Raw genomic sequence first — 6,527 nt, 5'->3', positions numbered from 1 at the left:
ATCGCGTGATCCCCACGAGGGGCGCCTCAACGGCGCCCTTCGCTTTATCTTGCGGGCACCGTTGCCAGCGGCCGACCGACCGGCGACCGTGCCGCGGCGCGGACATGAACGGCGGCCGCAGTCCGCCCGTGGTCGGTTTTTACGTTGGTGTCTGGGAAGACGGATACCGGAACGGACATGACAGGCCTGTTGCTGGGCATCGGCATTCCCATCGTCCTGCTGTTGGCGATGGTCGCGGTTCTCGCCCGCCGCGGCCTGCAGATGCGGCGGCTGCTGGCCGAAGGCGTCGAGACCGAGGGCCGGGTGATCGAGCAGGTCAGTCACACAGCCCGTACCTACCAGGCGCAGAAGCGGATCCGCTACGAATACATCGACGCCAGCGGCAAGCATCACCGGCACCTGTCCCTGGTTTCCGACGAGACCTGGGACGCGCATCCGCGCGGCACCCGCATCGCGGTGGTCTATGCGCGCAGCCGCCCCTCGATCAGTGCCCCACTGGCACTGGTCGAACAGGCCCGCAAGGCAATGAAGTCGTCCTGATCGGTACGCCGCCCGGCGCCGTCCGCGGCGGATGCGATCCATGCCGGCGCCACTTCGCACCGGCTTCACACAGCCGCCATCCTGCCCACGCCGGCGGGATCGAGACTGCGCATGTCGCCTCTCCACGGACATGCCCATGCCCCTGCCCCCGGTCTCCCACGATTACGATCTGGTCGTGGTCGGCGCCAGTTTCGCCGGCGCCGCCTGCGCCCTCGCCGCCGCCCAGTCCGGGCTGCGTGTCGTCGTCCTCGAACGCAAGCGCGATCCCGGCGAGAAGCTCCACACCACCGGCATCATCGTCAAGGAAGCCGCCGAGCAGACCCTGCTGGGCCAGTTGCCGGCGCCCCTGACCCGGCGGGTGGAACAGGTGCGGCTGTACGCGCCCAGCCTGAAGCAGATCGCCCTCGCCGCGCCCGGCTACTACTTCCAGACCACCGACACCCCGCAGGTGATGCGCTGGCTGGCCGGGCAACTGCGCAGCCACGACGTCGAGCTGCGCCTGGGCACCCCGTTCACCGATGCGCGCCGGGTCGACGGCGGTTGGCACATCGAGGGCGTCGGCCGCTGCCGCTACCTGGTCGGCGCCGACGGGGCCCGCTCGCGGGTGGCCGCGCGCACCGGCCTGGGTCAGGTCCGGCAGTTCCTGTACGGGGTCGAATACGAGTTCCCCGGCGCCTGCCTGCAACACCCCGAGGCCCTGCACTGTTTCATCAGCAAGCGCTACGCGCCCGGCTACATCGGCTGGATCGCGCAGAGCCCGACCGGCATCCAGGCCGGGCTGGCGCTGCGCCACGATCCCGGCAACGCGCGGGTGCCCGACATCGACGGCTTCCTGCTACGGGTCGGCGCGGCCGGCGGCCTGCCCCGCCGCCTCAAACCCGGCACCACCCGCGCCGGCCTGATCCCGTGCAGCGGCCCGGTCTGGCCGATGGTCGGCGACGGGGTGATGCTGACCGGCGACGCCGCCGGCATCGTCTCGCCGGTCACCGCCGGCGGCATCCACTCGGCCTGGGAACATGGCTGGGCCAGCGGGCGCGCGATCGCCGCCCATGTGCGCGGCGACGGCCCGCGTCCCGAACCGGTGGCGATGGCCGCGGCGCCGCGCTTCCGCACCAAGCGCGCCCTGCGCTGGGCCTACGACCGCCTGCAGTTCGACTGGCCGTTCGACCTGTTCATGCACTCCCCGCCGCTGCGCTGGGCCGCCGAGCAGGTCTACTTCCACAAGCGCGGCACCGCCGCGTGAGCGCGGCCGACGGCACCGCGCCGGTCGCGATGCCCGGCCAGTAACGCATCGCCGGCCGCGCAAACGACGAAGGGCGCCCTCAGGCGCCCTTCGCGTTCGATGCATCCCTGCCCGAGAGTCCTTACATGGTGCTGGCGGTCTTCGGTCCGGCGTAGTCGACGACCAGGGCGATCCGGCGGTTGTCGCGGCCGGCCTCGCCGGTGGCGCCCGGGCGCACCTGGCGGTTCTCGTCCTCGCCATAGCTGACCGAGCGCACCTGGGTCGCCGGTAGGCCGGCGCTGTTGACCAGGTAATCGCGGGCGGCGTCGGCGCGGCGCTGGCCGAGGCGCTTGTTGTAGGCGGCCGAGCCGGACGGATCGGCGAAGCCTTCGACGGTGATCATCGCGCTGCTGTGGCTGCTGCGGATGGCATTGGCGAAGTCGTCCAGCAGCGGCTTGGCGTCCTCGCTGAGCATCGCCTCGTTGGTGGCGAAATAGGCGGCGGTGTCGACGCGGGTGCGGCCGGCCATCTGGGTGACCAGGGCATCGTGCTTGGCCGACAGTTCCTGGATCTGCGATTCCAGGCGGGCGTCGGCGGCACGCAGGTCGGCGATCGCGGCGTCGAACTCGTCGCGCTTCACGTAGTGGCTGCAGCCGGCCAGCGTGGCGCTGGCCAGGACGACGGCCAGGACGGCCTTTCGGGACAGGGGCATGGTCATGTTGCGATTCTCCTTACATGTTCATTTGCGGCGTCGCGGCATGCGGGCATGCCGTGCGGGGGATGCGCCGACAGCGAAGCTAGGACAGCTTGAATTTGCGCCGGATGAACGGGTGAACCGCGTGCGCGAGCCATTCCCGAAACCGTGACGGCTCGCGCAGCGGTCGCGGCGTACGCGTTCTATACGCACGCGTGTTCGGGCATGCGCCGGCACGCCGGGAGTCCGGTCACAGTTCCGGGCGCAGCGAACGGCGCTGTGGTTGTCGTTCATCCGCCCGGCGGCCCGGACCACCGCGATCGATCAATGGCGGGTCATCGACGCCATGTGCGGATGCACCAGCCGCTCGAAATCCTGCCAGCGGACCCACATCAGCTCGCGGTGGCTGCCGGCGTTGAACGCGATCCGCTCGTCGTCGGCCATGCTGTCGGCGACATAGACCTCCATCCCGTACAGATTGCCGAACGGCGGCATCGCGCCGACCTCGCACTCGGGGAAGCGGTCGCGGAACTCGGCCTCGCTCGCCAGCCTCGCCTCGCGCGCGCCGGCGGCGTCGCGCAGGCGCTCGATGTCGAGCCATTCGTTGGATGGCAGCACCGCCATCGCCAGTTTGCCGTCGACCCTGACCATCACGGTCTTGGCCATCGCATGGCTGTCGATATGCGCGCTGGCGGCGGTCTGCACCGCGGTGAACGCATGCGGGTGGGTCACGGTGTGGAAATCGACCTGCTGCTCGGTCAGGAATTCCTGCAAGCGTTGCGAAGTCATGGTCCGACCTCCTGGTTAAACCTGCTCTGGGCGGCCGCAGCCGGGCTGCGCGACCGCAATCGGTTGCCAAAGCCGTGCGACGACGACGGCCGCATCGGCCACCTACCCCAGTCTAGGACCGCCGCGCCACGGTGGGCCGCCGCACGTCGGAGATCCGCTCGTCGAAGATCCGCCGGCTATGCCCGCCCGTCGCCCTCGCCGCCGAGGCGGCGGGCCAGCGCCTCCACCGTGCCGACCGGCAGCGGGAACACGATCGTCGAACTCTTCTCGCCGGCGATCTCGGTCAGGGTCTGCAGGTAGCGCAACTGGATCGCACGCGGGTCCTCGCCCAGGATGCGGGCGGCCTCGACCAGCTTCTCGGCGGCCTGCTGCTCGCCCTCGGCGTGGATCACCTTGGCCCGGCGTTGACGCTCGGCCTCGGCCTGGCGGGCGATCGCGCGGACCATGGTCTCGTTGATGTCGACGTGCTTGATCTCGACATTGGCGACCTTGATGCCCCAGGCATCGGTCTGCGCATCGAGGATGGAACGGATGTCGTCGTTGAGCTTCTCGCGCTCGGCCAGCATCTCGTCCAGGTCGTGCTGGCCCAGCACCGACCGCAGGGTGGTCTGGGCGAGCTGGCTGGTCGCTTCGTAGAAGTGTTCGACGTTGATGATCGCCTTCTGCGGATCGACGACCCTGAAATACACCACCGCATTCACCTGCACCGACACGTTGTCGCGCGATATCAGGTCCTGCGAGGGCACGTCCATCACGATCGTGCGCAGATCGACCCGGACCATCTGCTGGATGACCGGCACCAGGATGATCAGGCCCGGCCCCTTGACCTTCCAGAACCGTCCGAGCTGGAACACCACGCCGCGCTCGTATTCGCGCAGCACCTTGATCGCACTGGCCAGCAAGGCCACCACGATCAGCAACAGGGGCACATAGAAGACCACGTTCATCGCTCACCTCCAGGTTGTGCGTGCGCGGGTTGCGGCCGTTCGCCGACCGGGGCGACGCGCAGGACCAGTCCGTCCAGCGCCTGCACCCGCACCGGTTCGCCGCGTTCGACCGGAACCGCGGCGCGCGCCTGCCAGACCTCGCCATGCACGCGCACCGTGCCGCGGCCATCGGCATCGAAGTCGGCCAGCGCCAACGCGCTGGCGCCGAGCAGCTCCTCGACCCCGGTGGTGACCGGCCGCGCACGCGCACGCGCGGCCAGCCAGACCGCACCGGCGAAGGTCAGCGCGCTGGCCATGCCGATACCCAGGATCAGCTGCCCCGAGACCCCGAACCCCGGCACCTGGGTGTCGAACATGATCAGCGAGCCGGCGATCAGGGCGACCACCCCGCCGATGCCCAGCGCGCCGAAGCTCGGCATCGCGAACTCGACCGCGATCAGCACCACCCCCAGCACGATCAGGGCGACGCCGGCGTAGTTCACCGGCAGTACCTGCAGCGCGTACAGCGCCAGCAGCAGGCAGATCGCGCCGACCACGCCGGGCACGATCGCGCCGGGGCTGTAGCCCTCGAAGATCAATCCGTACAAACCGATCAGCAACAGCAGATAGGCGACGCTGGGCTCGGTCAGCACCGACAGCAATCTGAAGCGCCAGCCGGGCTCGACCGTGACCACCGGACGGTCGCGGGTGCCCAGGACCGCCTCGCCGTCGCGCAGGCGCACGCTGCGGCCGTCGGCCTCGGCCAGCAGGCGCGGCAGGTCGGCGGCGATGATCTCAATCACCCCGCGCTTGTGGGCCTGGCCGGCGGACAGGGTCGCCGCCTCGCGCACCGCAGCCTCGGCGAAGGCGACGTCGCGACCGCGCAGTTCGGCCAGGCTGCGCAGATAGGCGACCGCGTCGTTGACCACCTTGTGGGTCATCGCGCTGTCGTCCCCGGCTCCGGCCCCCTCGTCGGCACCGTCGTCCCCGTCCTCGGGGGATTGGCCCGGGTCCGGCGCGATGCCCGGCCCGCCACCGCCGATCGACACCGGGGTCGCCGCCCCCAACGATGTCGCCGGCGCCATCGCCGCCAGGTGGCAGGCGTACAGGATGTAGGTACCGGCGCTGGCCGCGCGCGCGCCCTCGGGGGCGACCCAGCCGATCACCGGCACCTCGGAGGCGAGGATCGCCTGATTGATGTCGCGGGTCGCCGCATCCAGGCCGCCCGGCGTATCGATCCGCAACACCACCGCCGCCGCCGACTGCTCGGCGGCCTGCTTCAGGCCTCGGCGCAGGTAGTCGCGGGTGGCCGGGCCGATCCCGCCCTTGATCTCCAGCAGCAGGACGGCACCGGCAGCTTCTGTGCCCGCGGCCTCGGTGCCGGCGACTTCATCGCCTGCGTCGGCCGCACTCGCCTGTCGCGCCGACATCGCCGGCGCCAGCAGCGACCCCAGGAGCAGCAGCCCCAGGATCAGCAACGATGCGCGAACGTACCCGTTCATGATGATGGCAGCCGGGACGCGATTGCCCGCCTGCGGATTCAGTAAAGCGCAGAGCGCGTAAAAATGGCGGCAAGACCGGGCCTGCCGGCCCGTTCAGCGGATATACGCCGGCTGGGCGTCGTACCACCTGCGCGCCCGCAACAGGTGGTACTCGCGGTGCGCGCCGTCCAGGTCGACCGCCATGCTCAGCACGCCCCAGCGCGCGTAGAGATTGCCGCGGCGGTCCTGCCCCTGCAGGCGCAGGCGCGCGTTGACGTCGAAACGGTCGTTGTTGGCGACCAGGTTGTCGAAGATCAGCACATCGTCGCGCCAGCGCACGTCCCCGGTCACCCGCGCCTGGCCGGCATCGATCAGGCGTCCGACCCATCCGGGATAGTCGCGCTGGCGCGCGTACAACGCCAGCAGGAAGCCCACGTCCCTGGCGGTGATCCTGGCATGGCCGTCGATATCGACATCGGCCGCGGCGCCAGCGGCGCGGCCGGCCGCCCGTGCCGGATCCCAGTCCAGGCGCGCGCGGGTCAGATCGATCCGCGCCCACCAGCCGCGCCGGACCTCGCCGTCGGGCTCGACCAGGCTGATGTTGTCGAGCCTGACCTGGGAGCCGTCGATGTTGAAGCGGCCGTCCTCGATCCCGGCCCGGCGCAACCGCGTGTTGATATCGACGTTGCCGCGCAGCGCCATTCCCGCCGCATGCAGGCGGGTATCGCGTCCCCGGACCCGCAACCAGCCCTGTCCGACCGCACCGGCGCCGTCGACGCTGAGGTCGCCGCTGAGCCGGCCGCTGCCGCCCTCGAACCGCAACTGCGAACGCGGCAGATAGCGGTTGTAGGCGCGCAGGTCCGGCACCGATGCGT

The 6,527-nt window shown here is 70.5% G+C and carries 6 protein-coding genes and 1 pseudogene; 2 read left to right on the top strand and 5 right to left on the bottom strand.

The window, feature by feature from the left end; translation table 11 throughout:
• Positions 1–177: 177 nt before the first annotated feature.
• Both FKV24_RS11255 and FKV24_RS11250 read left to right on the top strand, forming a co-directional pair.
• Positions 178–540, top strand: a complete 363-nt coding sequence (locus tag FKV24_RS11255; RefSeq protein WP_141482454.1) for a DUF3592 domain-containing protein — start codon at positions 178–180, stop codon at positions 538–540.
• A 136-nt stretch (positions 541–676) separates the two neighbouring features.
• The gene (locus tag FKV24_RS11250; RefSeq protein ID WP_141482453.1) at positions 677–1,783 is read left to right on the top strand and encodes an NAD(P)/FAD-dependent oxidoreductase; all 1,107 of its coding nucleotides are present in this window, start codon (positions 677–679) and stop codon (positions 1,781–1,783) included.
• 121 nt (positions 1,784–1,904) lie between these two features.
• Here the strand turns inward: FKV24_RS11250 and FKV24_RS11245 are convergent, their stop codons facing one another.
• From FKV24_RS11245 to FKV24_RS19295, 5 genes and pseudogenes are all read right to left on the bottom strand, one after another.
• Complete coding sequence (locus FKV24_RS11245) at positions 1,905–2,480, bottom strand: OmpA family protein (protein WP_141482452.1); 576 nt, start codon at positions 2,478–2,480, stop codon at positions 1,905–1,907.
• Between the two features lie 300 nt (positions 2,481–2,780).
• Positions 2,781–3,245, bottom strand: coding sequence for an aminoacyl-tRNA deacylase (locus FKV24_RS11240; RefSeq protein WP_111266222.1), 465 nt, complete (start codon positions 3,243–3,245; stop codon positions 2,781–2,783).
• 176 nt (positions 3,246–3,421) lie between these two features.
• Positions 3,422–4,192 (bottom strand): slipin family protein, encoded by a 771-nt coding sequence (locus tag FKV24_RS11235; protein ID WP_141482451.1) that lies wholly within the window; start codon positions 4,190–4,192, stop codon positions 3,422–3,424.
• Positions 4,189–5,673, bottom strand: a complete 1,485-nt coding sequence (locus FKV24_RS11230; protein WP_141482450.1) for an NfeD family protein — start codon at positions 5,671–5,673, stop codon at positions 4,189–4,191. The genes FKV24_RS11235 and FKV24_RS11230 overlap by 4 nt, the downstream gene beginning before the upstream one ends.
• A 93-nt stretch (positions 5,674–5,766) precedes the next feature.
• Positions 5,767–6,527 (bottom strand): annotated as a pseudogene (locus tag FKV24_RS19295) (hypothetical protein); the annotation flags it as partial.

The sequence above is a fragment of the Marilutibacter maris genome (assembly GCF_006546735.2).
Classification (GTDB): domain Bacteria; phylum Pseudomonadota; class Gammaproteobacteria; order Xanthomonadales; family Xanthomonadaceae; genus Marilutibacter; species Marilutibacter maris.
The sequence above is the reverse complement of the archived record's forward strand: the minus strand, read 5'-3'. Positions and strand labels throughout refer to the sequence as shown.